We start from the raw sequence: 26,836 nt of genomic DNA, 5'->3' as shown, positions 1-26,836 counted from the left end.
CGAGGTCGGCCCGGGGCAGTCCGGCCAGGGGCCGGCCGGCGGACGAGGAGGCGCGGCGCCGGTCACGAGGGCGCCCCCGCCCGTGTCGTCGCCCGCTCGAGGTCGAGCAGGCTGTCGCTGAGGCGCACGAGCTCGGCGTCGTCGGCAGGGTCGGCGTCGACGAGCACGTGCCGGAGCCCACGGGGATCGGCCCCGACCAGGCCGGCGACCCGGTCGATGACCTCGTCCACCGACGACGTGGACGAGAGGCCCGTCAGGCGGGCGAGGCGGCCGAGCGACCCGATGCGCAGCTGGTCGAGGGCGTGCCGTCGCTGGCCGGAGCGCTCGTACAGCCTCGCCCGCCCCTCCGTCGTCTCGGACGCGCGGACGACGACGGGCATGCGCTCGACCACGAGGGGCCCGAGCCGTCGACCCCGCCAGACCATCGCGGCGATCGCGGTCGCGGTGAGCAGGAGCAGCACGGGCGTGACCCAGCTCGGCGTGAGCGTCGCGAGGGTGCCGGCCCCCTCGGGCACGTCGTCGACGCCGGGGAGGTACCAGACGAGCTGGTCGGACTGCCCGAGCAGGGCGAGGGCGTACGCGGCGTCGTCCGCGCCCGCCGTGGCGATCGTGCCGTTCGTGAGGGCGGTCGTCGTGCCGACGACCGTGACCCGGCGGTCGCCGTCGTCGAGCACGACGAGCCCGGAGCCGTCCGTGTCGGGATCGCGGACGCAGGTCGTCACGTCGATGCCCGCACCGGGGTCGACGCCCGCGGCGGAGTACGCGAGGCCGGCGGCGTGGACCCGCTCGACCTGCGACAGCTCGGGCACGTCGCAGCCCAGGTCACGGACCCCGTCGGCGACCTCGGCGACCGCGGAGACGCCGGGGGCGACCGCGTCCAGCGCCGTGGCACCCGGGGCGAGGAGGACGAGCGAGCTCGCGGCGTCGCCGAGCTCGCTCCACTGGTCGGCGACGAGGTACGAGCCCGCGTCGTCGACGACCACGGTGGTGTCCGGACGCGCGGCGGCCCCTCGTGCCTGGTCGAGCGACGACACGACGCGGACGGACACGCCCTCGTCGCGGAGGACCTCGACGAGCGCCTTCGCCCCGGCCGGCGCGGGGTTCTCGGGTCCGAGCGCCCGGCCGCCCGTCGCGCCCGAGCCGCTGAGGAGCACCGCCGCGACGGCGCCGATCAGCGCGAGGACGGCCAGCACGACCCAGGGCCGCGCCCGACGCGCGGAGGCACGCACCGTCGGCGTCGTCGCCGTCACGAGGCGGCCACGGGGGCGAGTCGCTCGAGCTCGAGGTCGAGCGCGCTGATCTCGCGCCAGGCGGCCTCGGAGCCGGGCCGGTCGAGGTAGCGCACGCCGTCGAAGCTGTCGGCGGCCGAGGCCAGGCGGTCGGCGAGGCCGGGGAACACCTGCCCCGCCCGGGCGCCGACCGCGCGGGCGGTCGTGCCGGGCGTCGTCGAGAGGACGTCGCGCTCGACGAGGCCGCGCGCCAGCGCACGGAACGACTCGGTGACGGCGAGCACGAGGTCGCCTGCGGCCGCCGCCTCGGCCGCGGCCCGGCGGAGGCGGTCGGCGTCCCGGTCGTCGCCCTCGCCGAAGAGCTCGGGTCCACGCGTCGAGCGCCGGTTCAGCCGGGGGACCCCGTAGACCGCGAGCACCACCACGAGGACGACGACCACGACGACGAGGAGCACCACGAGGGCCACGGCGGGCGCGCCCTCGACCCCGCCGAAGCGGATGCCGTTCAGCCAGTTCCAGAAGGCGTCGGCGGCACGGTCGAGCCAGGTGGGCTGGGCCGCGACGTAGTCGCGACCCGTGAGCTCGCGCAGCAGCAGCCGGCGCGCCTCGTCGGGGTCGGGGTCGAGAGGGGCGGCGGCCAGCACGGTCGTCGTCGGCGTCACTGCAGAGGTGCCCCGCCCTGGCCGTCGGGGCCGTGCTGCTGGCCCTGCTGCTGCGGGTGGTGCCCGGGGAACTGCTGCCCGGGCTGCTGCTGCGCAGGGGAGCGCCACGGGTCGGGCAGGTCGACCTGGCCGCGGCCGCGGGCCTCGACGTGGCGCACCAGTTCGAGGTCGAGCCCCTCGGTCCGCATCCGGCGGTCGACGTAGACGAGGCCGACGGAGGCGGCCTGGACGACGGAGCCGATGGCCGTCACGACGGCGCTGACGGCGATGGTGAGGACGTACGCGACGGCCGCGACCGCGATCGCGCTGCCGTCCACGTCGCCGGTGGGCGAGATGAGGCTGCCGAACACGCCGAACAGCAGCGAGAACGGCGCCGTGACGACCTGCGTCGCGATCTGGATCATCACGAAGACGAGCGCGACGACGCCGAAGGTGCGCCAGAACGAGCTGCGGACGAGCGACCACGACCGGGCGACGGCCGCACGCAGGGGCATGCGCTCGAGCATGAGGGCGCTCGGCACGAGGCTCAGCTTGATGGTGAGCCAGACGCCGAGCACCAGCAGGCCGAGGCCGAGGAGCACGCCCACCCCGATGCCGACGCCGATGCTCGGACCCGTGCCGACGACGACGCCGATCGCCACGACGCCGACCACGAGGCCGGCGGCGACGAGGTAGGCGAGCGTGAGCAGGGCCGACCAGCCCGTCAGCGCGCCGATCCGCCCGCGGGCCAGGGTCCAGAGGCCGCCCAGCCGGAGGCGCTCGCCGAGCAGCTGACGAGAGGTCTCGAGCACGAAGAGCCCCTGCAGCAGGGCGCTGACGACCACCGTGAGCAGCACGGGGACGAGCGTCGCGAGCACGACCGTGGCGACGGCCCCCGCCGCCACCGCGTCGCGGTCCTCGGGCAGGGCCGACTCGACGCGGGAGAACGCGAAGAAGGCGCTGCCCCCGGCGGCGCCCACGGTCACGACCAGCAGCACGACCTGCGCGAGCAGGGCGGTGCCGAAGGTGGTGCGCGGGTTGCGCCGGAACACCTGGAACGACGCGGAGAGGATCTCGCCGAACGTGAACGGACGGAGCGGCAGCAGACCCGGGCGAGGAGGCGGTGTCCAGGCACCGGGACCACCCTGCGGCTGCGGCGCGGCCTGCTGTCCGTACGCGGGCGGCTGCTGTCCGGAGGCGGGCGGCTGCTGTCCGTAGGCGGGCGACTGCTGTCCCGGGCCGGCGGCCGGAGCCGACGGAGGAGCGGGAGGCGCGGACGCGACCCGCTCGCCCCAGCGCGGTGCGTCCTGCGCCCCGGGGGCCGCCCAGTCGTTCGGATCGGTCATGGCTTCCCCCGGTGGTCCGCGCTCGAGGTCGTCCTCGCTCGTGGGCCCATGTTTCCACAGCCGCGGCGGGCGTGCCAGCCGACCTGCGCCTCCTTCGCCGCCGATCCGCGCCTCCTGCACTAATCTGGGTCGACGTGCCGCGACCCGAGCGGCCCAGCCGAAGACGGAGACCATGACCCCACGCATCCTGGTGGTGGACGACGACCCCGCGCTCGCCGAGATGATCGGCATCGTGCTCCGGGCCGACGAGTTCGAGCCGCACTTCTGCGCCGACGGCGACGGGGCGCTCGCGGCGTTCCGCGACGCCTCGCCCGACCTGGTGCTGCTCGACCTGATGCTGCCGGGCAAGGACGGCCTCGAGGTGTGCCGGGCGATCCGCGCCGAGAGCGGCGTGCCGATCATCATGCTGACGGCCAAGGGCGACACGGTCGACGTGGTCCGCGGGCTCGAGAGCGGGGCCGACGACTACGTCGTCAAGCCCTTCAACCCGAAGGAACTCGTGGCGCGGATCAGGACGCGCCTGCGTCCCCCGACCGAGCCCACCAACGACGTGCTCACGGTCGGCGACCTGCGACTGGACGTGGCGGCGCACGAGGTGCGTCGCGGCGACGCCGTCATCGCCCTGACTCCCCTCGAGTTCGAGCTGTTGCTGGCCCTCGCGTCCAAGCCGCAGCAGGTCTTCACCCGCGAGATGCTCCTGGAGCAGGTCTGGGGCTACCACTACAAGGCCGACACGCGACTGGTCAACGTCCACGTGCAGCGGCTGCGGGCGAAGGTCGAGCACGACCCGGACGCGCCGCGCATCGTCACGACCGTCCGCGGCGTCGGCTACCGCGCCGGCGGCGGGGCCTAGCAGCCCGTCGTGGCCGGGCAGGGCGCGGGCACGGGCGCGGGCTGGCGCGGCGCCGTCGTCGGTGCGCTCGGCCCCGGTGCCTGGTGGCGACGCCGGGGCGCCTGGCGGGACGTCGGCCCCCACCTGGTCACGGCGTGGCGCCGGTCGCTCGAGTTCCGCACGGTCGCCCTCACCGTCGTGCTCGCCGGGGTCGGCGCGTCGATCATCGCCACGTCCATCTCGGTCAGCATCAGCGCGAACCTGTACGACCAGCGCCGGGACCAGGTCCAGTCCGAGTCCCAGCGTGCGACGATCCTCGCCCAGTCGATCTTCGACTCGGCGACGGCCACGGAGGACGCTGACCAGGTCGAGCTCGACTCCCTGCAGAACGAGGCCCAGAGCACCATCCTCGGCTCGACGTCGAGCCCGGGCGGCACGAGCATCGCGATCCTGAGGACGCCGGGGCAGTCGACCGCGCAGACCGTGCAGGACATCGCGAGCCCCGACTTCCCCGGGGCCGAGCTGACGCCGGAGCTCCGTGAGCGCGTGGCCTCCGACACCGGCGCACTCTCGATGCAGCCCGTGGCCCTGCCCCGGGCCGACGGAGGATCCGTGCCCGGCATCGTCGTCGGCAGCACCCTCCAGGTCCCGACGGCCGGCCAGTACGAGCTCTACCTCGTCTACGACCTCAGCGACGCCGCGACGACGCTGGCGCTGATGCAGCGCACCCTCGCGCTCGGCTCGCTCGCGCTCGTCGTCCTCATCGGCGTCATCACGTACGTCGTCGCCCGGACGGTCGTCCGCCCCGTCCGCGTCGCGGCCGAGACGAGCCAGGCCATCGCGGCAGGCGACCTCGACCAGCGCATCCCCGAGAAGGGCCAGGACGTCGTCGCCACCCTGGGGCGCTCGTTCAACGGGATGGCCGACGGGATGCAGCGGCAGATCTCGCAGCTGGCCGAGCTGTCGCGGGTGCAGCAGCGGTTCGTCAGCGACGTGTCGCACGAGCTGCGCACCCCGCTCACGACGATCCGCCTCGCCGGCGACGTGCTCTACGACCAGCGCGGCTCGTTCACCCCGTCCACGGCGCGCACGGCCGAGCTGCTGCACGCGCAGGTCGACCGCTTCGAGCTGCTGTTGGCCGACCTGCTCGAGATCTCGCGCTTCGACGCGGGCGCGGTCGAGCTCGACGTCGAGAGCACCACCGTCGCCACGCTCGTCGAGGACGGCGTGGCCGAGTTCGAGCCGCTCGCCGCCGAGGCCGGCAGCGTGGTCAGCATCGACGCGCGGGGCGGGTACCTCGAGGCCGAGGTCGATCCGCGACGGCTGCGCCGCATCCTGCGCAACCTGCTCGGCAACGCGATCGAGCACGGCGAGGGCCGGCCGATCGAGGTCGAGGTCGACAGCGACGCCGAGTCCGTCGCCGTCGCCGTGCGCGACCACGGGGTCGGGATGCGCCAGGGCGACGTCGAGCGGGTGTTCGACCGGTTCTGGCGGGCCGACCCGTCTCGTCGCCGGACGATCGGCGGCACCGGCCTCGGGCTCGCCATCAGCCTGGAGGACGCCGTCCTGCACGGCGGGCGCCTCGAGGTGTGGTCGAGGCTGGGCGAGGGCAGCCGGTTCGTCGTGACGCTGCCGCGCGTGGCGGGCGCGGCCACCACCTCCTCGCCCCTGGCCGTGGTGCCGCGCGACGCGGACGACCTGGCCGGCCACGACTCGGAGCCCTGGGCGGGCGCGCTCCCCGAGGCGACGGCGACCCGACCGGCCCCGGACGGCCACGAGGAGGTGCGCCGTGCGAGGCCGTGACCGCCTGCGCGCCCTCGCGGCCGGCGTCGTCCTCGTGGCGACGGTGCTCGCGGGCTGCGCCTCCATCCCCGACAGCGGCCCGGTGCAGGAGGGCGACCCCATCACCGCCGACGTGCCGAGCGACGTCGTGTACACGCCGAAGGGCCCGGTGGCCGACAGCTCGCAGGAGCGCATCCTCCGGGACTTCATCTCGGCGGGCACGGGCCCGCAGGACAACTACGCGGTCGCGCGCGAGTACCTCTCGGCCGGCTTCGCCGACGCCTGGGACGCGCGCGCGAGCGTCACCGTCCGGCCGGGCGGCGGCGCCACGACGCGCGTCGGGGAGGACGAGCTCGAGTACGCGTTCACGGCGACGGCCACCCTCGACGGCGGCGGCCACTACGTCCCCGCCACCACCTCCGTGCCCACCAGCCTCGGCTACTCGTTCGTGCAGGAGGACGGCCAGTGGCGGATCAGCGACGCCCCGGACGGCACGGTGCTGAACCCCGCCACGTTCCAGTCGATCTTCCGGGCGCACGCGGTCTACTTCTACGACCCCTCGTTCCGGTACCTCGTGCCCGACCAGCGGTGGTTCCTCGCCCGGTCGTCGACGAGCACGCGCATCGCCTCAGCGCTCCTCGACGGGCCGTCGACCTGGCTGCAGGGCGCGGTGGTCTCCGCGTTCCCCGAGGGCACTCAGCTCTCGCTCACCGCGATCACCGTCGACGACGGCACCGCCAAGGTCGACCTCACGAGCGACGCCCTCTCGGCCTCGGACACCGCCCGCGCGCGCATGCAGGCCCAGCTGCTGGCGAGCTTCTCGACGCTCTCGACCATCACGGCGGTCGACCTCAGCGTCGAGTCGACCGTCCTCGACGTGCCCGACCTGGGCGGGTCGGCGCCCCTGCGCGACCCTACGGTCGACGCCCGGCCCCTGGTGGTCGCCGACGGGGTGCTCGGGTTCGCCTCCCGGTCGTCGGTCAGCCCCCTGCCCGGGCTCGGCCCCGTCGTCGGCGCCCTGGCGCCGACCTCGGCCGAGGCGTCGGCGGACCTGTCCGTCGTCGTCGTCGGGACGGACCGCGGCGCCCTGCGCGTGGGGGCGGACGGCTCGAGCCTGCTCGTCGACGGACGCGCAGGGCTCGCCCCGCCGACCCTCGACGACGCCGGCTGGGTCTGGTCGGTGCCGGTCGACGACGCCCGGGCCGTCACGGCCACCGGCGCGGACGGGGTGCCCCACGCCGTCACGTCCACGCTGCCCGCCGGGTCGGCCGTCGTGGCGTTCCGGGTGTCGCGGGACGGCGCCAGGGCCCTCGTGCTGCTCGACGACCAGGGCGAGTCCCGCCTCCTCGTCGTCGCCCTGCTGCGTGACTCCCGCGGCGTGCCGACGGCGCTCGGCCCCCCGGTCGAGCTGGCGGCGCCGACGGGCCGCCCCGTCGACGCGACGTGGGCCGACCAGCTGACGGTCGCCTCCCTGACCGACACGGGAGAGGGCTCGCTCGTCTCGCTCGCCGAGGTGGGCGGGGCGTCGGCGGGGTCGGGGCAGCCCTCGGGGAGCGCTACGACCATCGTCGGCGGGAACGGGTCGTCCAGCCTGCGCGTGCTGACGGCGGAGGGCTCGGTGCTCGAGCCCCGGGGGAGCAGCTGGCAGGACACGGGCGTCGTGGCGGACCTGCTCGCGACCCAGCGCTGAGCGGTCGGCCGGGGGCGTCGTCCCTCCCCGGGCGGGGTCGGCGTGACGCCGTCCACGACCGTGGCCCGTCCGGCACGGGACGGCCTGGCGACGCCGCCAGGCTGGACAGGTGCCGCTCGTCCTCCGTCCTGCCCTCGCTGCGGCCCTCCGGGGCGCCCTGGCCGCCGTGTCGCCCGTCAGCTGCGCCGGCTGCGGCGCCCCCGACCTCGAGGTCTGCGGCAGCTGCCGACGCCTCCTGCGTCCCCTGCCCGTCGAGGCGGTGCACGCCGGCCTCCGCGTCGTCACGGCGCTCCGGTACGAGTTCGAGGTCCGCGAAGCCGTCCTGGCGTACAAGCAACGCGGCCGGCTGAGGCTCGCGGCCGAGCTCGGCCCGGCCCTGCGCGCCGCGGTGGACGTCACCCTGCCCCCGGGGGCCCCGCCGACGGCGCTGGTCGCCGTGCCGCCGTCCCCGTCGGGGCGACGGCGCCGGGGATGGGACCCGGTGACGACCCTCGCGCGGGCCGCGGGGGTCTCCGCGTCCTCGGGCGTCCTCGTCGTCCGGCCCGGCCGTTCGTCGTCCCAGAAGCGCCTCGACCGCGAACAGCGTGCCCGGGCCCGTCGGGGCAGCCTGCGCTGCCGGGTCGACCTGACGGGGCGCCGGGTGGTCGTCCTCGACGACGTCCTCACGACGGGGAGCACCGTGCAGGAGGCGCGGAGGGCCCTCGAGGACGCGGGCGCCGAGGTGGTCGCCGCGGTCTGCCTGGCGTCGACGCCGCTCGCCGCGCCCGCCGCGTCGTGACGCCTCCAGGCCGGGCTCACGGCCGCCGCAGGGCGACGCGCGGGTGGACGGGAGGTGACAGGGAGGCGTCGACCTGGCTACGGTGGGGCAAAGGCGTGAAAGGACATCCGCCTGGCTGACAGGCGGCACGTCGATAGCCATAGGAGGTCGTCATGGAAATTTCCGTCACGGGTCGAAACGTCGGCATCACCGATCGTTTCCGCGACTACGCCACTGACAAGGCCGACAAGGTGGCGCAGCTCGCCACCAAGGCGCTGGCGCTCGAGATCAAGGTCTCGCGCCACAACGAGAAGGCGAGCGGCCAGGCCGGCGACGACCGCGTCGAGCTCACCCTCATCGGCCCGGGCCCCCTCGTGCGGGCCGAGTCGACGGGAGGCGACAAGTACGTCGCCTTCGACCTCGCGGTCGCGCGGCTGCTCGAGCGGATACGCCGGGCGAAGGACCGCAAGAAGGTGCACCGGGGCCAGCACAGGCCCACGTCGCTGCAGGAGGCCTCGAGCGCCGACTTCAGCACCCTCGGGGTGGTCCCGGCCGCCGCCGAGACCCTCGACGCGGTCCGCACGGGCAGCGTCCCAACCGTGCAGGGCGAGGTGGCCGAGGAGGAGGACGAGGTCTACACGCCCGTCGTCATCCGCAAGAAGGTCTTCGCGTCGACGCCGATGACCGTCGACGACGCCCTGTACTACATGGAGCTCGTGGGCCACGACTTCTACCTCTTCATCGACTCCGAGACCGATCGCCCGAGCGTCGTCTACCGCCGCAAGGGGTGGGACTACGGCGTCATCGGCCTCGACCAGAGCGCTCCTGAGCTGCAGGAGGCGGCGACGGCCCTGAAGGCGGGCTTCGCCGGCTGACGCGGCCGACGCCCCACCGCGGCGTCGACCCAGGCGGCCACGCCTCGGGGGAGGACGGGAGGACCACGCCGGTCCTCCCTCCTCCTCCCAGGGCGGTGGCCGCTAGTCTTGTCACCATTCCGTGACCGTCCCGCGAGGGGACGGACACGTCCAGAACCAGGGAGCATCCGTTGGCCAACGTCCTAGAGAAGGTCCTCCGCGTCGGTGAAGGGCGCACACTCCGCAGGCTCAAGGCGTACGCCTCGGCCGTCAACGAGCTCGAGGACGACTTCACGACGCTCACGGACGACGAGCTCAAGAACGAGACCGTCGAGCTGCGCGAGCGCTACGCGGGCGGCGAGTCGCTCGACGACCTCCTGCCCGAGGCCTTCGCCGCCGTCCGGGAGGCCGCGAAGCGGACCCTCGGCATGCGCCACTTCGACGTCCAGCTGATGGGCGGCGCGGCGCTCCACCTCGGCAACATCGCCGAGATGAAGACCGGTGAGGGCAAGACGCTGGTCGCCACGACCGCCGCCTACCTCAACGCGATCGCCTCGCGCGGCGTCCACGTCATCACCGTCAACGACTTCCTCGCGAGCTACCAGTCCGAGCTGATGGGCCGTGTCTTCCGTGCCCTCGGCATGACGACCGGCTGCATCCTCGCCGGACAGACGCCGGCCGAGCGCCGCGAGCAGTACGCGGCCGACATCACCTACGGCACGAACAACGAGTTCGGCTTCGACTACCTGCGCGACAACATGGCGTGGCAGTCACAGGACATGGTCCAGCGCGGCCACTTCTTCGCCGTGGTCGACGAGGTCGACTCGATCCTCATCGACGAGGCGAGGACGCCCCTCATCATCTCGGGTCCCGCCTCGGGCGAGGCCAACCGCTGGTTCGCCGAGTTCGCGACGATCTCGAAGCGCCTCGTCGCCGGCACCGACTACGAGGTCGACGAGAAGAAGCGCACCGTCGGCGTGCTCGAGCCCGGCATCGAGAAGGTCGAGGACTACCTCGGCATCGACAACCTCTACGAGTCGGCCAACACCCCCCTCATCTCGTTCCTCAACAACTCCATCAAGGCGAGCGCCCTCTTCAAGCGCGACAAGGACTACGTCGTGATCAACGGCGAGGTGCTCATCGTCGACGAGCACACCGGCCGCATCCTCAGCGGCCGCCGCTACAACGAGGGCATCCACCAGGCCATCGAGGCCAAGGAAGGGGTGGAGGTCAAGGCGGAGAACCAGACGCTCGCGACCGTCACCCTGCAGAACTACTTCCGCCTCTACAAGAAGCTGTCGGGCATGACGGGAACGGCCGAGACCGAGGCCGCCGAGTTCATGAGCACCTACAAGCTCGGCGTCGTCCCCATCCCCACGAACAAGTCGATGCAGCGCATCGACCAGACCGACCTCGTCTACAAGAACGAGACCGCCAAGTTCGAGCAGGTCGCCGAGGACATCGTCGAGCGCCACGAGAAGGGCCAGCCCGTGCTGGTCGGCACCACGAGCGTCGAGAAGAGCGAGTACCTGTCCCGCCTCCTCGCGAAGCGCGGCGTCAAGCACGAGGTGCTGAACGCCAAGAACCACGCCAGGGAGGCGGCGATCGTCGCCCAGGCCGGTCGCTTCGGCTCGGTCACGGTCGCGACGAACATGGCCGGTCGAGGCACCGACATCATGCTGGGCGGCAACGCCGAGTTCCTCGCCGTCGCGGAGATGAACACGAAGGGCCTCAGCCCTTCCGACACGCCGGACGAGTACGAGGCCGCCTGGGACGACGTCTTCGCGGCCAAGAAGGCCGAGGTCGCCACCGAGGCCGAGAAGGTGATCGAGGCCGGTGGTCTCTACGTGCTCGGCACGGAGCGCCACGAGTCGCGTCGCATCGACAACCAGCTGCGCGGACGCAGCGGCCGACAGGGCGACCCGGGCGAGAGCCGGTTCTACCTGTCCCTCACGGACGACCTGATGCGCCTGTTCAACTCGGGCGCCGCCGAGTCGCTGATGGGCCGCGGCAACGTGCCGGACGACCTCGCGATCGAGAACAAGATCGTCGGTCGTGCCATCCGCTCGGCCCAGTCGCAGGTCGAGTCGCGCAACGCCGAGATCCGCAAGAACGTCCTCAAGTACGACGACGTCCTGAACCGTCAGCGCGAGGCCATCTACGGCGACCGTCGACACATCCTGGAGGGCGACGACCTGCAGGACCGCTCGCAGCGGTTCCTCGAGGACGTCGTCAACGAGGTCATCGACCAGCACACGGGGGAGGGCAGCCCCGACGACTGGGACCTCGACGCCCTCTGGACCGAGCTGCGGACCCTGTGGCCCATCTCGATCACCATCGACGAGGTCATCACCGAGGCAGGATCCAAGGGCAAGGCGACGCGCGACTTCCTCGGCCAGGAGATCCTCTCCGACGCCAAGGTCGCCTACGGTGCCCGCGAGGAGACCCTGGGCGAGCCCGCGATGCGCGAGCTCGAGCGCCGCGTCGTGCTGTCGGTCATCGACCGGCGCTGGCGCGACCACCTGTACGAGATGGACTACCTCAAGGACGGCATCGGCCTGCGGGCCATGGCCCAGCGCGACCCGCTGGTCGAGTACCAGCGCGAGGGCTACGCGCTCTTCCAGAGCATGATGGGCCAGATCCGCGAGGAGTCGGTCGGGTTCCTGTTCAACCTCGAGGTCGAGGTCCAGTCCCAGGTCGGCGCCGCGGAGACCCCCGTCATCGCCGCCAAGGGCCTCGACGGCGAGAAGCAGCAGCCGAAGCTCGAGTACTCCGCCCCGAACATCGCGGGCGAGGTCGAGGTCCGCGACCAGCGCGGGCGCCTCGAGCAGGCCGCGACGGCCAAGGCGCAGAAAGCCCAGGACGACGCCGAGCGCGGCGACGATCCCGAGGTCGCGGCTGCGCAGGCGACCACCACGTCCAAGTCGGCTGCCCGCGGGGCCTTCGGCCAGACGCAGGGCGGCGGGGCGGCTGGCTCGCCGGTCAACCGCGCGGAGCGTCGCGCAGCCGGCAAGAAGAACGGCTGACGCCGCCGGGAGGACGCTGCCCGCACGACCCTGACGGGGCCGCTCACCTCCGGTGGGCGGCCCCGTCGCCGTCGGCGGGGTGTCGTGGTGCCGGTCGGAGGCTCTGCTCGTCAGAGGATGTGCAGCGCGCTCGCCTGCCAGCGCCCGCCGACGATCTCGAGCCGGATCGCGACGGCCCGCGCGCGACCCCGACCGTGCACGACCACGACCGTCTCGGCGACGCCCGGCACGGGACGGGCGACCTTCACCGTGCCGATCCGGAGGACGGGCCGGACGGGTCGGTCGGCGAGCACGGAGCGCGCCCGGGTCGACAGCTGGACCCGAGCGCGCAGCACGGCGTGGACCTCGGCCGTGACCCACCGGGTCAGCTGCTGGAGGTCACGAGCGCCGGCGAGCACCTCGAGCACCGACCGCGCGAGGCCCTCGGCGGCGAGGCCCGGGTCGAGCTCCGGCTCACGCGGAGCTGTCTGCTCAGGGGGGAGCGGCTCCGGGGGGAGCGGCTCGACGAGGAACAGCTCGGCAGGACGGTGAGGCCCGTCCGTCCGTCGTTCGGGCTCGTCCAGCCCACGTGGCTCGTCGGGCTCGGACGACAGGAGGGCGAGAGGGAGAGTCATGGGGCTCGGACTTTCGTCGGTGGTGTGGCGTTCAACATATGACATGTGCAGACGGGTCTGTCCCGACCTGCCGTCGCTGTGGACAAGTCGTGGGTGCGCGACGGGTGCGCGGCCCACGGCCGACGGTCGACGGAGGTCGACTTAGACTGGACGGGTGTCGACGCTCAGTGATCTCGTTCTCGCCCAGGGCCGCTCCAGCGAGGCCGACGTCGAGTGGCTGCACCTCCTGGTCGGCGACTGGCAGCTCCTCGCCGACCTCGCCTTCGCCGACATGGTGCTGTGGGTCCCCACGGACACCGACAGCTACGTGGCCGTCGCCCACGCGCGGCCCTCGAGCTCGGCCACGCTCTTCTACCGCGACTTCGTCGGCCAGGAGGTGCGCCCCGAGTGGCGCTCCCAGATCCAGCAGGCCTTCGAGACGACGCGCATCGTCGACTCGGCGGCGCCCGACTGGTACGAGGAGACACCCACCCGCGTCCGGGCCGTGCCCGTCCTCCGCAGGCTCGGCGCGAGCCGGCCCGACGTGACGGAGGCGCCCATCGCGGTGATCACGCGACACACGAACCTGAGCGAGGCGCGCACGCCGAGCCGTCAGGAGCTCACGTTCAACCAGTGCAGCAACGACCTGTTCGCGATGATCGCCGCGGGGGACTTCCCCGATCTCGGCGCACCGACCGGCCCTCGCCGAGGCGCGCCCCGCGCCTCCGACGGCCTGCTGCGCCTCGACGTCGACGGCATGGTCACCTTCGCGAGCCCGAACGGCCTGTCGGCGTTCAACCGGATGGGCTTCGCCGGCGAGCTCGAGGGCGAGTCGCTCGCCGAGGTGACGACCGGGCTGCTGCAGGGCAAGCTCGTCATCGACGAGTCGCTCCCGCTCGTCGTCACGGGGCGGGCGCCGTGGCGCACGGACATCGAGGCGCGAGGCGTGACGGTCTCGTTGCGAGCCATCCCGCTGCGCGACAAGGGCGAGCGCGTGGGCGCCGTCGTGCTCTGCCGCGACGTCACCGAGCTCCGTCACCAGGAGCGCGAGCTCATCACGAAGGACGCGACGATCCGCGAGATCCACCACCGCGTCAAGAACAACCTGCAGACCGTCGCGTCGCTGCTGCGGATCCAGGCCCGACGGACGCACACGGACGTGGCCCGCGAGGCCCTGACCCAGGCCATGCGCCGCGTGGCGTCGATCGCCGTCGTCCACGACACGCTGTCCGAGGGGCTCAGCCAGAACGTCGACTTCGACACGGTCTTCGACCGGGTCCTCATGTTGATCACCGAGGTGGCGTCGAGCCACGCCACCACCGTGCGCCCCACCAGGACCGGCAGCTTCGGCGCCCTCCCGAGCGAGTACGCGACCCCGTTGGCGCTGGCGCTCACCGAGCTCGTGACCAACGCCGTCGAGCACGGCCTCGACGGCCGCGACGGAGTCGTCGAGATCTCGGCCGAACGGGACGACGAGCAGCTGACGGTGAAGGTGCGCGACGACGGCGTCGGCCTGCCCGAGGGCAAGGTCGGCTCCGGTCTGGGCACGCAGATCGTCAGGACGCTCATCCAGGGCGAGCTCGGCGGAACCATCGACTGGCACACGCTCGTCGGGAACGGCACCGAGGTCACCATCGAGATCCCGTTCCGGTGGCTGACCCGGTCCTGACGGCCGGGCCTGACGCGCCAGGCGTCACGGCTCTGCGGGCTGGACGCGACGAGGCCGGCCCCCCGTGGGGGAGCCGGCCTCGTGGTCGTCCTGCCGTCGTCTAGCTGGCGCGACGGGCGCGGGCGGCGCGGCGCTTCAGCGCTCGGCGCTCGTCCTCGCTGAGCCCGCCCCAGACGCCGGAGTCCTGACTGGTCTCCAGGGCGTACTGCAGGCAGGTCTCGGTGACCGTGCAGCGACCGCAGACGGTCTTGGCCTTGTCGATCTGGTCCACAGCGGGGCCCGTGTTCCCGACCGGGAAGAACAGCTCCGGGTCAGCGGTCAGGCAGGCGGCTTTGTCACGCCAATCCATCGATGGGTACTCCTTTGGGTGCTGGACCGGGCACGTCGAAGCGCCGGGTTCCGGTGGGGGGAAGAAAGCCGAGAGACTTCGATTCATTGGGAGGCGCGCACCACGACGTACGCGTCACTTCGACCTCGAATATGGTCGCATACTGGAACCGCCAGATCAAGGATTCTCAGGAGGGATCGAGCGTGACCGAGCAGTCCGGAGACACCCCTCCCGAGAGGACAGGTCGTTCTGCGACACCGTCGCGACCCGCCCTCTTCTGGCTGCTCGTCCTGCTGCTCGCGGCCGAGGCCGCGCTGCTCGCCGTGGCGACGGCGTACCTGCTGATCGAGATCCTCACGGTGCAGCCGGACTCCTACGCGGCCGCCGCGGCGATCCTGCTGCTCACCCTCCTCGCCACGGTCTGGCTCGGCGCCATCGTCGTCGGCGCGCTCCGGGGCCGAGGCTGGATCAGGGGAGCCGCGATCGTGTGGCAGGTGCTGCAGATCGCCGTCGGCGTCGGCAGCCTGCAGGGCACCTTCGCCAACCCCTCCGTGGGGCTCTGGCTCATCGTGCCCGCCGTGCTCGTCGTGGTGCTGCTGCTCGTCCCCAGCGTCGTCGCCGTGACCTCTGCACGCGACGACGCCCCGCCTCGCACCTACTGAACGGCGCGGCAGGGCGGAGCGGGGCGTCGTCGGGAGGGCTCAGTCGAGGCCGAGCTTCTTCCGCAGCGACGCCACGTGGCCCGTCGCCTTCACGTTGTACAACGGGAGCTGCACCACGCCCTGCTCGTCGAGCACGAAGGTCGACCGGATCGTGCCGGTGACGACGCGGCCGTAGTTGTTCTTCTCGCCCCAGGCCCCGTACTCCTGGTGCACCGTCAGCTCCGGGTCGGACAGCAGGGGGAAGTTCAGGCCCTGCTCGTCCTTGAACCGGCGGAGCGCCTCCGGGGCGTCCTTCGACACGCCCAGCACCTGGTAGCCCGAGCCCGCCAACGAGTTGATGTTGTCGCGGAAGTCGCACGCCTGCGTCGTGCAGCCCGGCGTCGACGCCGCCGGGTAGAAGTACACGATCACCTTGCGGCCCGCGAAGTCCGACAGCGAGACGGGCGCGCCCGACTCGTCGTCGAGGGTGAACGGGGGCGCCGCGGCGCCCTTCTCGAGCTTCGTGGACATGGTGCTCCGATCTCGCGGCGCGCAGGGGCACCGGTGGTTCTCAGGGGGTCGATTCTCATGCTAGAGTCATTCCTCGTTGCGCCACGCCGCGCAGCACGCACCTCTAGCTCAATTGGCAGAGCAACTGACTCTTAATCAGTGGGTTCTCGGTTCAAGTCCGAGGGGGTGCACCACAAAATCGGTCCCCCGTGTTCGAAGCTTCGCTTCTTCGCGGGGGATTTTGTTCGACGCCTTTCGTCGCCTCCGGCGACGTGCGGCTCGGGCCGGGCGGTGCCGAGACTCGTGCCGCCAGGTGCTGGTGTGTCGGGGCTCGGGGCGGCGCTTCGCTGGCCCCCTTCGGCGACAGGCGGGTCGGGCGGCGCTTCGCTGGCCCCCTTCGGCGAGAGATGGGTCGGGCGGCGCTTCGCTGGCCCCTTCGGCGACGGTGGGGTGGGGGCGGCGCTTCGCTTGCCCCTTCGGCGGAGGTGGGGTGGGGGAGGGGCGGGGCGGGCCTAGGGTGGCCGGATGGCGACTGTTGTGGTGGTGCGGCACGGGCGGACGACGGCGAACGCGACGGGGGTGCTCGCGGGGCGGACTCCCGGGGTGCTGCTCGACGACGTCGGACGGCAGCAAGCGGCGGCGACCGGAGCACGGCTGGCCGTGGTGCCCTTCGCCCGGGTCGTGACCTCACCGCTCGAGCGGTGCCGGGAGACGACCGAGGCCATCGTGGCGCAGCAGTCCGCCGACGCCGCCTTCGACGTGCTGGTCGACGACGCGATCACCGAGTGCGACTACGGGGACTGGCAGGGCCGGCCCCTCTCGGAGCTCGCGGGCGAGGACCTCTGGCAGACGGTCCAGCGTCAGCCCTCGGCCGTGACCTTCCCGGGCGGCGAGACGATGTCGGGCATGCAGCACCGCGCCGTCAGCGCGATCCGCGCCCACGACGCCGCGGTCGAGCAGGAGCACGGGCCGGGAGCCGTCTGGCTCGCGGTCAGCCACGGCGACGTCGTCAAGTCCGTCCTCGCCGACGCGCTCGGCGTGCACCTCGACCTGTTCCAGCGCATCTCGGTCGGACCAGCCTCCGTGTCGATCCTGCGGTACGGCGCGCACCGCACCGACGTCCTCGCCACCAACACCGACGGAGGCGACCTCAGCTGGCTGCGGGGCTCGGCGCCGAGCGCCGACGCCGCGGTCGGGGGAGGCGCGGGCACCGTCTGAGAGCCGGCCCGGACACCCGTCCGCACCGCTCGTAGGATGGCCCCATGCCCACCATCGTCCACGGGTTCGACTGGCCCGACCGCGTCGTCGTCGGCACCGTCGGGCTGCCCGGAGCCCGCACCTTCTACCTCCAGGCCCGCGACGGCCGACGCGTCGTCAGCGTCGCCCTCGAGAAGGAGCAGTCCGCCGTCCTCGCGCACAAGATCGACGAGATCCTCGACGAGGTGCGCCGCGTCGAGGGGAACCCCGCCAGCGTGCCCGAGACGACGCCCGAGGAGCTCGTCGACCACGCGCCCCTGGACCAGCCGGTCGAGGCCGAGTTCCGTGTCGGCGCCCTGAGCCTCGGCTGGGACCCGTCCACCGCCCAGGTCGTCGTCGAGGCCTACCCCCTCGCCGATCCCGGCGACGACCTCGACGTCGACCTCGATGCGGACGACGCCGTCGAGCCCGTCGAGATGATGACCCTGAGGCTCCCCGTCGGCACCGCCAGGGCCTTCGCCGCCCGCACCCTCGAGGTCGTGGGCGCCGGCCGCCCGCTCTGCCCCCTCTGCGGCGCGCCCATGGACCCCGAGGGCCACGTCTGCGCCGTCCCCGGCGACTCCTGGTGACGACCGGGCCCGACCTGGTGACGGGGGAGCTGACGCTCACGGGCCGGGTGACCACCGCCTCCAACGCGACGTTCGTCGGCGAGATCGAGGGCGTGGTCGTCGTCTACAAGCCGATCGCGGGCGAACGCCCCCTGTGGGACTTCCCGGACGGCGACCTCGCCTCCCGCGAGGTCGCCTCCTGGCACGTGTCCGAGGCCCTCGGCTGGGACGTCGTGCCGCGCACCTGGCTCCGTGACGGCCCCCTCGGCCCCGGCATGGTGCAGCTCTGGTGCGACGTCGACCCCGAGCAGGACGCCGTCGACCTGCTGCCCTCGGTCGACGTGCCCGAGGACGGCTGGCGCACGGTGCTCGAGGGCCTCGACGAGGACGACGAGCCGGTGGCGCTCGTCCACGAGGACTCGGCCGCCCTCCGCCGGATGGCCGTCTTCGACGTCGTCGTGAACAACGCAGACCGCAAAGGCGCCCACGTCCTGGCGATGCCGGACGGCCGACGACACGGAGTCGACCACGGTCTGACCCTGCACGCCGAGCACAAGCTCCGCACCGTCCTCTGGGGCTGGGCAGGCGAGCCCCTGACCGGCGACGAGCTCGACGGCGTCGCCCGGGTCGAGCAGCAGCTCGACGGTGAACTGGGCGCCGTCCTCGGCGGGCTGGTCACCGAGGCCGAGCTCGCGGCTCTCCGCGCCCGGTGCAGCCGTCTGCGGTCGACGGGCGCCTTCCCCGAGCCCGAGGGCCAGGCGCCCGCCGTCCCGTGGCCGCTGTTCTGACCCCGGCTACCTGAGCGCCGCGGACTAGTCCTGTCCGCGGTCGTCACGGGGCAGCTGCGACGACGCGTCGCGACCGGTGACCGGGTAGGGGCCCGTCATGCCCTCACGCAGCCGTGCTGCCGCGAGGATGCGGTCGCGCTGGAGGTGCCAGCCGAGCACCAGCAGGGGGATGATCACGACGAGCGACATGACGGTGAACGAGCCGATCGGCCAGTCGATCGCCATCAGCACGATGACCGCGAGCAGGAACGCCAGCGTGAGATAGCTCGTCACGGGGGCGCCGGGGAGGCGGAACGACGGCTCCTCGGCCTTGCCCTCCTTGGCCCACTGCCGCAGCCTCATCTGGCAGAGGATGATCGTGCCCCACGCGGTGAGGATGCCGAGCGAGGCGATGTTGAGGACGATCTCGAACGTCGTGTTCGCGCCGACGACCGCGTTGAGCACGACGCCGAGCAGGGTGATGCTCGCGGTGAGCAGGATGCCGCCGAAGGGCACGCCGCCCTTCGACATCTTGGTCGTGAACTTGGGCGCCGAGCCGTTCATGCCCATCGAGTGCAGCACGCGCCCGGTCGAGTACAGGCCCGCGTTGAGGCTCGAGAGAGCGGCGGTGACCACCACGAAGTTCATGATCGAGCCGGCCACCTCGCCCACCTCGGGGCTGCCGATGCTGCCGAAGAACGTGACGAACGGGCTCTGCCCCGCCTCGTACGACGTGTAGGGAAGCAGCAGCGACAGCAGCACGAGGCTGCCGACGTAGAAGACCGCGATGCGGATGATGACGGTGTTGATCGCGCGGGGCACGACCTTCTCGGGGTGCTGCGTCTCGCCGGACGCCGTGCCGACGAGCTCGATCGCCGCGTAGGCGAACACGACGCCCTGGACGACGATGACCGCGGGCAGGATGCCGTTCGGCAGGATCCCGCTCGCCGCGATCACCGACCAGCCCGTGTCGATCGACTCGCCGCCGCTCGTCACGGGGAACGACGCGGCGAGCCAGACGACCCCGACGACGAGGAACACCACGAGGGCGGCGACCTTGATGATCGCGAACCAGAACTCCATCTCGCCGAAGACCTTGACCGCCAGCAGGTTGACGGACAGCACGACGGCGAGGGCCACGAGGGCGAGCAGCCAGTCCGGAGCAGAGGTGAAGGCGCTCCAGTAGTGCAGGTAGAGCGCCACGGCGGTCACGTCGACGATGGCGGTCATCGCCCAGTTGAGGAAGTACATCCAGCCGGCGGCGTAGGCGGCCTTCTCGCCGAAGAACTCACGGGCGTACGAGACGAACGAGCCCGAGGAGGGGCGGTGCAGCACGAGCTCGCCGAGGGCGCGCAGGATGAAGAAGGCGAAGACGCCGCAGATCGCGAAGACGATCGCGAGCGCGGGCCCCGCCGAGGCGAGACGGCCGCCGGCGCCGAGGAACAGCCCCGTGCCGATCGCGCCGCCGATGGCGATCATCTGGAGCTGGCGCGGCTTGAGGCCCTGGTGGAATCCCTCCTGCTCGTGCGAGAAATCCTGGGGGACGTGGTCGGGGGAGGCGGCGGGGCCTCCCTCGTTCGAGGGACTCGTCATGGGACGACCGTAGACCCCTCGGTGCACGATGTGCACCTTCCCTGGCCGCAGCGCGCGGGGCCAGGAGGCGCGGCCCGGTGCGTGCAGGCTCTGTAACGATGGGGTCTCGATCGAGATCCCCGCAGGCACGGGCGACACGCCGTCGCGGGGGACGCGCACGGTCCCCCGCGCGGGGGTCGGCGACTTGGTCGTCACGTGTCGTCCACGCTACCGTCGTGTCGACCCGGTCACCCGGGTCCGTCATCATCAGGACGCGCTGCCGTCGGCCCCCACGACCACCGGGCCGAGGCGACGTACGGTCTGGTGGCGCCGGCGCCGGTCCCGTGACCGGCCCAGCGGGGTACGGGTTCGCGAGGCAGACCAGGCACGACGCCGGTCACGCGCCGCTTGAGCCGGTCCGTCCCGCACGTGCCGTCGACCCGTCCGCCCGACCTGGACGCCGCCGACGGCTCCGGCCCGAGCGGCCGGACGCCCCTCTCGGCGTGCGCATGGAGAGCCCGTGACCACCACCCCCGCAGTGCGAGCCCGGAACCTGTACAAGGTGTTCGGCCGCCGCCCCAAGGACGCCGTGACCCGCCTGGAGGCGGGCGCCACCCGAGCCGAGGCCGCGTCCCTCGGCACGGCTGCCGTCATCGACGCCTCCTTCGACGTGCAGCCCGGCGAGATCTTCGTCGTGATGGGCCTGTCCGGCTCCGGCAAGTCGACGCTCATCCGGATGCTGAACGGCCTGCTCGAGCCCACCTCCGGCTCGGTCGAGGTGTCGGGGTCCGCCATCTCCGACGTGCCCGCCGCGCGCCTCCGCGAGGTGCGGCGTCAGAACGTGTCGATGGTGTTCCAGCACTTCGCGCTGCTGCCGCACCGCACCGTGCTCGACAACGTCGCCTACGGCCTCGAGGTCCAGGGCGTCCCCAAGGCCGACCGTCTCGCCAAGGCGAGGGAGATGACCGAGGTCGTCGGCCTCGGCGGCTGGGAGGACAAGCTGCCCTCCGAGCTGTCGGGCGGCATGCAGCAGCGCGTCGGCCTGGCCAGGGCGCTCGCCGCCGAGACCGACATCCTGTTGATGGACGAGGCGTTCAGCGCCCTGGACCCGCTCATCCGCCGCGAGATGCAGGAGCAGCTCCTCGAGCTGCAGGCGACCCTCGGCAAGACGATCGTCTTCATCACCCACGACCTCAACGAGGCGATGTTCCTCGGCGACCGGATCGCCGTCATGCGCGACGGCCGCATCGTGCAGATCGGCACGCCGGAGGACATCCTCACCGACCCGGCGAACGACTACGTCGCCCAGTTCGTGCAGGACGTCGACCGTGCGCGGGTGCTCACCGCGTCGAGCGTGATGGAGCCGGCCCGCGCCGTGGTCCAGCTGACGGCCGGCCCGCGGGGCGCGCTCCGCACGCTGCGTGACCTGCAGACCGCGGCGCTGTTCGTGCTCGGCCGCGACCGCAAGCTGCTCGGCTGGGTGCGCGACGGCCACGTGATGCGCCAGGTCAAGGCCGCCGACACCGACCTCGCCTCGATCGTCAACGCCGAGTTCGCGAAGGTCGGCCCCGACGCCGCCCTCGTCGACCTCTTCGAGCTGGCCGTCGAGAGCCCCCTGCCCATCGCCGTGGTCGACGACCGCGACCGCCTGATCGGCGTCATCCCGCGCGTCACGCTGCTCGCCGCGCTCGGCGGGGTCGACACCTCGACGTCCCCGATCCCGGTGCTCGAGCCCGTGACCCGCTACTCCGAGAGCGAGCTCGACGAGACCCTCGCCGCACCTGCCGGCGTCCCGACCGCGACCACCGAGGGAGCCCTCCGATGAACGAGTACCTGCGCATCCCCTTCGGCGACGCCGTCGCCGTCGTCGTCGAGTGGGTCACCACCTACCTCGGCGGCTTCTTCTCCGTCATCCGCGCCATCGTCACGTTCTTCTACGAGTGGGTCGAGTACGCCCTGAGCGCACCTCCGTTCTGGGCGGTCGTCGTCGTGGTCGCGGCCCTCGCGTTCCTCGCCAAGGGCTGGAAGTTCGGCCTCGGCACCGCGGCAGGCCTCCTCTTCATCGGCACGCTCGGCCAGTGGGAGAACGCCATGTCGACGCTCGCGCTGGTCCTCGTCGCGGGAGCCGTCGCGATCGCCCTCAGCATCCCGCTCGGCGTGCTCGCGGCCAAGTCGAACCTGGCGTCGCAGATCATCCGGCCCGTCCTCGACTTCATGCAGACGACGCCGGCGTTCGTCTACCTGATCCCCGCCCTGCTGCTGTTCCGGATCGGCGTCGTCCCCGGCATCGTCGCGACCGTCGTGTTCGCGATGGCTCCCGGCGTCCGGCTCACCGAGCTCGGCATCCGCGGGGTCGACGAGGAGGTCGTCGAGGCCGGCCACGCCTTCGGCTCGTCGCCGTGGCGCATCCTCCGCCAGATCCAGCTGCCCCTCGCGAAGCCGAGCATCATGGCCGGCGTCAACCAGGTCATCATGCTCTCGCTCTCGATGGTCGTCATCGCCGGCATGGTCGGTGCGGGCGGGCTCGGCGGCGACATCGTCGCGAGCCTCAACCGGATCGACATCGCGCTCGGGGCGGAGGCCGGCATCTCGGTCGTCGTGCTCGCGATCATCCTCGACCGGATGACGGCCGCCCTCGGCGCGGACCGTCGGGCACGGCGACGCCCCCTCCGCAGCGGTGCAGGCCGGGACGACGCTCCCGCCCCGTCGCCGAGCACCCAGGAGGCGCGCACCGCCGACAGCGAGCAGCCCGTCCCCGTGGGGGCCGGCGCGTGATGCCGCGTCCCAGCACCAGCACCAGCACCAGCACCTCGAACACACCGATCGTCCCCGGAAGGACACCCATGAAGAAGCGCACCATCGCCGCCTCCGTCGCCCTCGGCACGACCGCCGTCCTCGGCCTCGCCGCCTGCTCGCCCCCCGGGAGCTCGTCCTCGGCCGAGACCCTCGACAACGGTGACAAGAGCGTCGTCGAGCTGGCCGTCTTCAACGGCTGGGACGAGGGCATCGCCGCCTCCTGGCTCTGGAAGTCGGTGCTCGAGGACGAGGGCTACACCGTCAACCTCCAGATGGCCGACGTCGCCCCCGTCTACTCGGGCCTCACCACCGACGACTACGACGTCGTGCTCGACACCTGGCTGCCGACCACCCACGCGGACTACGTCGAGCAGTACGGCGACGACCTCACCGACCTCGGCGCGTGGAACGAGGACGCGAAGCTCGCGGTCGCGGTCAACGCCGACGCCCCGATCGACTCGATCGAGGAGCTGAACGCGAACGCGGACCTCTTCGGCGGCTCCATCGTCGGCATCGAGCCCGGCGCCGGCCTGACGACGGCCGTGCAGGACGCGACCATCCCCGACTACGGCATCGACGCCCTCGAGCTGCAGACGTCGTCCACGGCGGCCATGCTCACCGAGCTGAAGAGCGCCACCGAGGCCGGCGAGAACATCGCCGTGACCCTGTGGAGCCCGCACTGGGCCTACGACGCGTTCCCGATCAAGGACCTCGCCGACCCGAAGGGCACGCTCGGCGACGCCGAGGGCATCCACTCGTTCGGCGGCAAGAGCTTCACGGCGAACTTCCCGCAGCTGACCGAGTGGCTCGAGGGCTTCGAGATGGAGACCGAGACCCTCTCGTCGCTGGAGAACGCCATGTTCAACAGCGGCGTCGACGGCAGCGACTACACCGAGGTCGTCGACCAGTGGATCACCGAGAACCAGGACTACGTGGACGGCCTCACCAGCTGACCCGCACCTCCTCGTCCCGCGATCTGCGGGCACGATCGTCCCCGTCCGGCCCTGCCGGGCGGGGCGTCGTCGTACCCCTGTGCCGGGCGTCCGCACAGGCGGACCACCGGGGACGCACGGCAGAGCCCCAGGGGAGAACAGGGGAGGCGCGGGTACCGTCGATCTCGCACGTCCCCCACGAAAGGCACCACCCCGTGACCACGATCGCCGTCGAGCCCCTCCGCCGCAGCGCGCAGCTCAGTACCCGGATCGTCTCCGGCGGGCTCGTCCAGGTGTCGACTCCCGACCGTGTCCTCGGCCACGTCCGCGACGAGGGCGGCGTGCACGTGGCCCTCAAGGGGCCGAACCCGGCCTGGGCCGAGGAAGTCGGCCGCTACACGACGCTCGGCATGGCCCTCGAGGCGCTGCGCCTCCGCAAGCGCTCCGTCTGACCCTCCGTCGGGGGCATCGTCGTCGGCAGGCCCGAGGTCGGTGACGGGTCCGTCAGCCGCCCACGCCCGCGAAGAACGACGTGAGCTCGCGGTCGATCCGGCTCCGCGCCTCCTCGTCGCTGATCGACGGCTCTCCGTCGCCCGGCTGCTCGCCGTAGCTGCCGAACTGGGCATGGGCGAGGCCCGGGACCTCGACGACGGTCGCGTCGGCCGGGAGCATGTCGCGGTACCGCTCGATGTCGTCGGGCGTGCTCAGGCCGTCCTCGCCGCCGCCGAGGCTGAGCACCGGCAGATCGTCGCGGCCCGAGAGGTCGGTCGTCGCGCAGTACGAGCCGAAGAGGACGAGGCCGTCGACGGCCGGGTCGTCGGCGGCGTACTGGCAGGCGCGCACCCCGCCGAGGGAGTGCCCGCCCACCGCCCAGTTCGTGATCTCGGGCGCGAGGTCGGTGAAGTGGCTGAGCGGACGAGGATCGAGGACGCCGAAGCCGAGCACCGGGCGCTCGACGACCACCGTGACGCCGGTGGCGACGAGCCCGGCGAGCACCTGCTCGTAGGCCTGCGGGTCGACGCGGGCGCCGGCGACGAAGACGAGGCCCTGGTCGAGCGCCGTCGTCCGGGCCGGGCGCATGACGACGACGTCGGGCTGGTCGACGACGTCGACCCGGGGGTCGTCCGCGACGGCGGCCAGCGGGGAGGCGGTGGCCGACATCGGCGTCTTGGCCCAGACGAAGAAGCCGGTCGCCACCAGGACGACCACGGCGAACAGCACGAGAGCCACGGCCTTCAGCACGCGACGCGTCCGGCTGCGCGGCGAGCCGCGGCGTCGGCGTCCGGGAGGTGACGAGGACGTGGCGTCGTCGTGACGGGAACCTGTGGATCGACTCACGGTCCCAGTCTGACGGCACCGAGGTCGGCCGGGCGTCCTCCCGGTGCGACAGGGTGGACGGATGCCCTGGATCCAACTGCTCATCTCGGTGGCCGCTGCCGTCGTGCTCACCTTCGTCGTCTCGGCCGCGGTCGGCCTCGTCGTGGGGCTCGTCGCGAAGAAGAAGGAGTGGGCGAAGGCGCTCGTCGAGCGCATGCGCCGTCCGTTCCGCTGGACGCTGCTCGTCGTCCTCCTCACGATCGCCCTCCGCACCTCCCTGCCTGCCCTGCTCGGCTCCCCGTACGCCGGGGACGACGTCGTGGCGCAGCTCTTCCGCGTCGCCGTGATCGTCGTCGTGGCCTGGTTCGTCGGCGCGCTGGCTCTGTTCTTCGAGGACCTGGGGCTCGCGCGCTACCGGATCGACACCGCCGACAACCGGATCGCGCGACGGGTGCGCACCCAGGTGCTGATCCTCCGTCGCCTGACCATGGTCGTCGTGGTCGTCATCGCGGCCGGTGCGATCCTGCTGGGCTTCCCCGGGGTCGAGGCGGTCGGCGCGAGCGTCCTCGCGAGCGCCGGGCTGGTCTCGGTCGTCGCGGGCCTCGCCGCGCAGTCGACCCTCGCGAACGTGTTCGCGGGGATCCAGCTCGCCTTCAGCGACGCGATCCGCATCGACGACGTCGTGGTGGTCGAGGGCCAGTGGGGCCTGATCGAGGAGATCACGCTCTCGTACGTGGTCGTGCACATCTGGGACGACCGCCGCCTCGTGCTGCCGTCGACCTACTTCACCACCACGCCGTTCGAGAACTGGACCCGCCGCAACAGCGAGCTGCTCGGCGCCGTCGAGCTCGACCTCGACTGGCGCGTCGACCCCGGGGCGATGCGCGACGAGCTCGACCGCATCCTCGAGCGCACCGACCTCTGGGACCGCCGGACGAAGGTGCTCCAGGTGACCGACGCGACCGGCGGCTGGGTGCGCGTCCGGGTGCTCGTCACCGCCAAGGACGCCGGCACCCTCTTCGACCTGCGCTGCCTCGTGCGCGAGGACCTCGTCTCGTGGCTGCACCGCGTCTCGCCCCAGGCCGTGCCGCGCACCCGCGTGCAGACGGTCGAGGCCGAGCCCGAGCCGGCGACCCGTCGTCCCGCACGGTCCACCTCGGACGCAGGCGGGCTCTTCTCGGGCGACAACGCGGGCTCGGAGCGCACCCAGCTCTTCACCCAGGCGATCCCGATCCAGCGCGACGCCGACCCCGAGCCGCGGCCCTACGCCGCGACGATGGGCGCTGAGGACGAGCGCGACCCGCGCGTCGACCGCTCGTTCGACGGCCGCCCGACCGGTCGCCCCGACCGCTGAGCCCGGTCCGCAGGCACGAAGGAGGCGCGCCCCCGACCGGGGACGCGCCTCCTCCGTGCCTGTGCCGGCTCGTCAGCCGGCCGAGGGCCGAGCGGTCAGTCGTTCTCGTTCGCGGCCTCGACGACGTTGCCGACCGCGATGGCCGTCGTGGCCGCCCAGGCCACGGCGGTGAGCAGCAGCCGCCAGTCGCGGGGGCCGGAGCTGAGGCTCTTGAGCAGGCTGACGCCCGAGAAGAGCGAGCTGATGATCGCTCCGTTGAAAAGGAATTTGCGCACGGTTCTCTCCTGGTGATCGGTGGCTCCACCGTACTCGTCAGGCCGCTCCGCGCACCGGCGCGGATCCGTGCAGTCCCTGCAGGTCGCGGGGCCGTAGGGTGAGCTGCCCGGCTCGCCCGG

The 26,836-nt window shown here is 72.5% G+C and carries 25 protein-coding genes and 1 tRNA gene; 17 read left to right on the top strand and 9 right to left on the bottom strand.

What is annotated here, in order from left to right:
* Window positions 1–62 precede the first annotated feature (62 nt).
* The 3 genes from IFT90_RS10130 to IFT90_RS10120 are packed head-to-tail and all read right to left on the bottom strand — an operon-like array spanning window position 63 to window position 3,216.
* Window positions 63–1,250: a DUF4350 domain-containing protein gene (locus tag IFT90_RS10130; RefSeq protein ID WP_192042044.1), complete on the bottom strand. Its 1,188-nt coding sequence runs from the start codon at window positions 1,248–1,250 to the stop codon at window positions 63–65.
* Window positions 1,247–1,891, bottom strand: coding sequence for a DUF4129 domain-containing protein (locus IFT90_RS10125; RefSeq protein WP_192042043.1), 645 nt, complete (start codon window positions 1,889–1,891; stop codon window positions 1,247–1,249). The genes IFT90_RS10130 and IFT90_RS10125 overlap by 4 nt, the downstream gene beginning before the upstream one ends.
* Window positions 1,888–3,216: a hypothetical protein gene (locus tag IFT90_RS10120; protein ID WP_192042042.1), complete on the bottom strand. Its 1,329-nt coding sequence runs from the start codon at window positions 3,214–3,216 to the stop codon at window positions 1,888–1,890. The genes IFT90_RS10125 and IFT90_RS10120 overlap by 4 nt, the downstream gene beginning before the upstream one ends.
* A 172-nt stretch (window positions 3,217–3,388) precedes the next feature.
* Here IFT90_RS10120 and mtrA point away from each other — a divergent pair, with 172 nt between their 5' ends.
* The 6 genes from mtrA (at window position 3,389) to secA (ending at window position 12,157) form a co-directional block, all read left to right on the top strand.
* The gene (mtrA, locus tag IFT90_RS10115) at window positions 3,389–4,069 is read left to right on the top strand and encodes an MtrAB system response regulator MtrA (RefSeq protein WP_123546504.1); all 681 of its coding nucleotides are present in this window, start codon (window positions 3,389–3,391) and stop codon (window positions 4,067–4,069) included.
* A 9-nt stretch (window positions 4,070–4,078) separates the two neighbouring features.
* Window positions 4,079–5,851, top strand: coding sequence for an MtrAB system histidine kinase MtrB (mtrB, locus tag IFT90_RS10110; RefSeq protein WP_192042041.1), 1,773 nt, complete (start codon window positions 4,079–4,081; stop codon window positions 5,849–5,851).
* Window positions 5,838–7,520 carry an LpqB family beta-propeller domain-containing protein gene (locus IFT90_RS10105; RefSeq protein WP_192042040.1) on the top strand — a complete coding sequence of 561 codons (1,683 nt, stop codon included), beginning with the start codon at window positions 5,838–5,840 and terminating at the stop codon, window positions 7,518–7,520. The genes mtrB and IFT90_RS10105 overlap by 14 nt, the downstream gene beginning before the upstream one ends.
* A gap of 109 nt (window positions 7,521–7,629) precedes the next feature.
* The gene (locus IFT90_RS17545) at window positions 7,630–8,298 is read left to right on the top strand and encodes a phosphoribosyltransferase family protein (protein WP_192042039.1); all 669 of its coding nucleotides are present in this window, start codon (window positions 7,630–7,632) and stop codon (window positions 8,296–8,298) included.
* Between the two features lie 152 nt (window positions 8,299–8,450).
* Window positions 8,451–9,152 carry a ribosome hibernation-promoting factor, HPF/YfiA family gene (gene hpf, locus IFT90_RS10095; RefSeq protein WP_123546500.1) on the top strand — a complete coding sequence of 234 codons (702 nt, stop codon included), beginning with the start codon at window positions 8,451–8,453 and terminating at the stop codon, window positions 9,150–9,152.
* A 170-nt stretch (window positions 9,153–9,322) separates the two neighbouring features.
* A complete protein-coding gene (secA, locus tag IFT90_RS10090; protein ID WP_192042038.1) occupies window positions 9,323–12,157 on the top strand; it encodes a preprotein translocase subunit SecA in 2,835 nt (944 codons plus the stop codon).
* A 110-nt stretch (window positions 12,158–12,267) separates the two neighbouring features.
* Here the strand turns inward: secA and IFT90_RS10085 are convergent, their stop codons facing one another.
* Window positions 12,268–12,771 (bottom strand): Rv3235 family protein, encoded by a 504-nt coding sequence (locus IFT90_RS10085; RefSeq protein WP_192042037.1) that lies wholly within the window; start codon window positions 12,769–12,771, stop codon window positions 12,268–12,270.
* A gap of 154 nt (window positions 12,772–12,925) precedes the next feature.
* Here IFT90_RS10085 and IFT90_RS10080 point away from each other — a divergent pair, with 154 nt between their 5' ends.
* Window positions 12,926–14,419 (top strand): sensor histidine kinase, encoded by a 1,494-nt coding sequence (locus IFT90_RS10080; protein ID WP_123546497.1) that lies wholly within the window; start codon window positions 12,926–12,928, stop codon window positions 14,417–14,419.
* 100 nt (window positions 14,420–14,519) lie between these two features.
* Here IFT90_RS10080 and IFT90_RS10075 read toward each other — a convergent pair whose 3' ends face one another.
* Entirely contained in the window at window positions 14,520–14,768 is a 249-nt protein-coding gene (locus tag IFT90_RS10075) for a WhiB family transcriptional regulator (protein WP_055796236.1), read from the bottom strand.
* A gap of 182 nt (window positions 14,769–14,950) precedes the next feature.
* On the opposite strand from IFT90_RS10075, the gene IFT90_RS10070 reads away from it, so the two are divergent.
* A complete protein-coding gene (locus IFT90_RS10070; RefSeq protein ID WP_371812218.1) occupies window positions 14,951–15,409 on the top strand; it encodes a hypothetical protein in 459 nt (152 codons plus the stop codon).
* 39 nt (window positions 15,410–15,448) lie between these two features.
* Here IFT90_RS10070 and bcp read toward each other — a convergent pair whose 3' ends face one another.
* Window positions 15,449–15,919, bottom strand: coding sequence for a thioredoxin-dependent thiol peroxidase (gene bcp / locus IFT90_RS10065; protein ID WP_192042036.1), 471 nt, complete (start codon window positions 15,917–15,919; stop codon window positions 15,449–15,451).
* A 97-nt stretch (window positions 15,920–16,016) separates the two neighbouring features.
* On the opposite strand from bcp, the gene IFT90_RS10060 reads away from it, so the two are divergent.
* From IFT90_RS10060 to IFT90_RS10045, 4 genes are all read left to right on the top strand, one after another.
* Window positions 16,017–16,092, top strand: a tRNA-Lys gene (locus tag IFT90_RS10060).
* 331 nt (window positions 16,093–16,423) lie between these two features.
* Window positions 16,424–17,116 carry an MSMEG_4193 family putative phosphomutase gene (locus tag IFT90_RS10055; RefSeq protein ID WP_192042035.1) on the top strand — a complete coding sequence of 231 codons (693 nt, stop codon included), beginning with the start codon at window positions 16,424–16,426 and terminating at the stop codon, window positions 17,114–17,116.
* A 44-nt stretch (window positions 17,117–17,160) separates the two neighbouring features.
* Window positions 17,161–17,724, top strand: a complete 564-nt coding sequence (locus tag IFT90_RS10050) for a DUF3090 domain-containing protein (RefSeq protein WP_192042034.1) — start codon at window positions 17,161–17,163, stop codon at window positions 17,722–17,724.
* Window positions 17,721–18,491, top strand: a complete 771-nt coding sequence (locus IFT90_RS10045; protein WP_192042033.1) for an SCO1664 family protein — start codon at window positions 17,721–17,723, stop codon at window positions 18,489–18,491. The genes IFT90_RS10050 and IFT90_RS10045 overlap by 4 nt, the downstream gene beginning before the upstream one ends.
* A gap of 24 nt (window positions 18,492–18,515) precedes the next feature.
* Here the strand turns inward: IFT90_RS10045 and IFT90_RS10040 are convergent, their stop codons facing one another.
* Complete coding sequence (locus tag IFT90_RS10040; protein WP_192042032.1) at window positions 18,516–20,063, bottom strand: amino acid permease; 1,548 nt, start codon at window positions 20,061–20,063, stop codon at window positions 18,516–18,518.
* A gap of 499 nt (window positions 20,064–20,562) precedes the next feature.
* On the opposite strand from IFT90_RS10040, the gene IFT90_RS10035 reads away from it, so the two are divergent.
* The 4 genes from IFT90_RS10035 to IFT90_RS10020 all read left to right on the top strand — a co-directional run bounded on the left by IFT90_RS10035 (window position 20,563) and on the right by IFT90_RS10020 (window position 24,222).
* On the top strand, window positions 20,563–21,867 hold the full coding sequence (locus IFT90_RS10035; RefSeq protein WP_192042031.1) for a betaine/proline/choline family ABC transporter ATP-binding protein: 1,305 nt from the start codon (window positions 20,563–20,565) through the stop codon (window positions 21,865–21,867).
* A complete protein-coding gene (locus IFT90_RS10030; RefSeq protein WP_192042030.1) occupies window positions 21,864–22,817 on the top strand; it encodes a proline/glycine betaine ABC transporter permease in 954 nt (317 codons plus the stop codon). Before IFT90_RS10035 ends, IFT90_RS10030 begins: the two co-directional genes overlap by 4 nt.
* Window positions 22,818–22,885: 68 nt before the next feature.
* Window positions 22,886–23,791 carry a glycine betaine ABC transporter substrate-binding protein gene (locus tag IFT90_RS10025; protein WP_192042029.1) on the top strand — a complete coding sequence of 302 codons (906 nt, stop codon included), beginning with the start codon at window positions 22,886–22,888 and terminating at the stop codon, window positions 23,789–23,791.
* Between the two features lie 194 nt (window positions 23,792–23,985).
* A complete protein-coding gene (locus IFT90_RS10020; protein WP_192042028.1) occupies window positions 23,986–24,222 on the top strand; it encodes a hypothetical protein in 237 nt (78 codons plus the stop codon).
* Window positions 24,223–24,274: 52 nt separating this feature from the next.
* Here IFT90_RS10020 and IFT90_RS10015 read toward each other — a convergent pair whose 3' ends face one another.
* On the bottom strand, window positions 24,275–25,108 hold the full coding sequence (locus IFT90_RS10015) for an alpha/beta hydrolase (RefSeq protein WP_371812217.1): 834 nt from the start codon (window positions 25,106–25,108) through the stop codon (window positions 24,275–24,277).
* A gap of 61 nt (window positions 25,109–25,169) precedes the next feature.
* On the opposite strand from IFT90_RS10015, the gene IFT90_RS10010 reads away from it, so the two are divergent.
* Window positions 25,170–26,441 (top strand): mechanosensitive ion channel family protein, encoded by a 1,272-nt coding sequence (locus IFT90_RS10010; RefSeq protein ID WP_192042026.1) that lies wholly within the window; start codon window positions 25,170–25,172, stop codon window positions 26,439–26,441.
* 95 nt (window positions 26,442–26,536) lie between these two features.
* Here the strand turns inward: IFT90_RS10010 and IFT90_RS10005 are convergent, their stop codons facing one another.
* Window positions 26,537–26,716: a hypothetical protein gene (locus IFT90_RS10005; RefSeq protein WP_123546487.1), complete on the bottom strand. Its 180-nt coding sequence runs from the start codon at window positions 26,714–26,716 to the stop codon at window positions 26,537–26,539.
* Window positions 26,717–26,836: the final 120 nt, after the last annotated feature.

The organism is Frigoribacterium sp. CFBP 8766 (genome assembly GCF_014841435.1).
GTDB lineage: Bacteria > Actinomycetota > Actinomycetes > Actinomycetales > Microbacteriaceae > Frigoribacterium.
This window is presented reverse-complemented; position numbering and strand designations above follow the sequence as displayed.